The organism is Chryseobacterium sp. NFX27 (assembly GCF_049887855.1).
Lineage (GTDB): Bacteria > Bacteroidota > Bacteroidia > Flavobacteriales > Weeksellaceae > Chryseobacterium.
Map to the genome: position 1 here is coordinate 1 of NZ_JAGEKK010000041.1, position 1350 is coordinate 1350.

The window sequence follows — 1350 nt, forward strand, 5'->3', positions numbered from 1 at the left end:
TGACTAGTCCTGAAAAAGGTTGACTAGGTTTATTACCCAAATATAATTAAATCAGAGTAGGAATTTTTCTATTCTGATTTTGTTTTTTATAGGTTTTTAATTTCACATTATTTTTTAGATGTACTTGGTTTGGTATATTATAATTCAACGAAAAATGTGGTCTCCAATTATTATAATAGTAAATTGATTGCTTAAGCTGTTGTGATAGATTTTTAAAGTTTTCAAAAGTATCAATCAATCCAAATTCATATTTCAGAATACCATTCACTCTTTCGGCTACGGCGTTTTCATAAGGGTCTGAGTTCTCTGTCATGCTGATGAGAATGTCACTTTTCCTCAACATTTCGGTGTATTCTTTACTGCAATACTGCAACCCTCTATCTGAATGATGAATTAAGGGATGCTTGTAGATCCGATTCTTTATAGCCTGTTTTAGTGCTTTCAACGTAGAACTTGTCTGTAAATTATCACTTAATTCATATCCTACAATTTTCTTTGAATAGGCATCGGTAATCAGATGAAGATAATAATTCTTTTCTTTAGTTTTGAGATAAGTTATATCTGCAACCCAGACTTTCTCTGAACATTCCAGTTCTTTTCCTTTGATAATATTGGGGTATTTCTTCATCCAATGTCTGGAGTTTGTTGTTTTAAAGTAGCGGTGTCTTCTGGGAATCAAAAGATAATTTGATCTTAAAACCTTAAACAGCTGATCTCTTCCTACGTGAAGTTTTTCTTTGTCAAAGTCATTCTTAAGTAAGACATAAAGTTTTCGAGTACCTATTTTAGGCATCTTTTTACGAATTGATAATACCAGTTCAATAATCCTTTCTTGATTATTGATAGAATCAGGCTGTTTCCTCCTTTTGTAATAAGCTTGTTTACTGTACCCAAACAATCGGCAGATATCTTCCAGTGAAAGATTCGTATACGGCCTTATTTCCTGGATTGATTGGAACCAGACTTTTTTACAATTTCAATCTTCAGCTCACGCTCTGCGATTTCTATAAATTTCTTAAACACTTTGAGCTCTTCTTCCTTTTCGGATAAAGCAGCTTCAAGTTCTTTAATCTTCTGTTTCTGTGGATCTTTCATGGGTCTGCCTTTACTTAGTTGTTTCTCATAAGTAAAGTTACCATATTTTATTAACCAACTGGAAATACATGAATTACCTCGAATGTTATATCGAGTCTGTAACTGCGATTTCGTAAATAAACCCCGCTCATATTCGGAGACAACTTGTCTTTTGAACGCCTCACTGTATTCTTGTACAGGGAGGAATCTTTTTTTTAAATTCATAAGGATGACTGTTTTTATGGTTTTATAGTCAACCTTTTTCAGGACGAGACA

At 33.1% G+C, this 1350-nt stretch carries 1 protein-coding gene; it reads right to left on the reverse strand.

From position 1 onward, the window contains the following. Window positions 1-46: 46 nt before the first annotated feature. A protein-coding gene (locus J4Q03_RS21290; protein ID WP_426050107.1) for an IS3 family transposase occupies window positions 47-1299 on the reverse strand; the annotation gives its coding sequence in 2 pieces (ribosomal slippage) (window positions 47-972 and window positions 972-1299; 1254 coding nt in all). Window positions 1300-1350 lie beyond the last annotated feature (51 nt).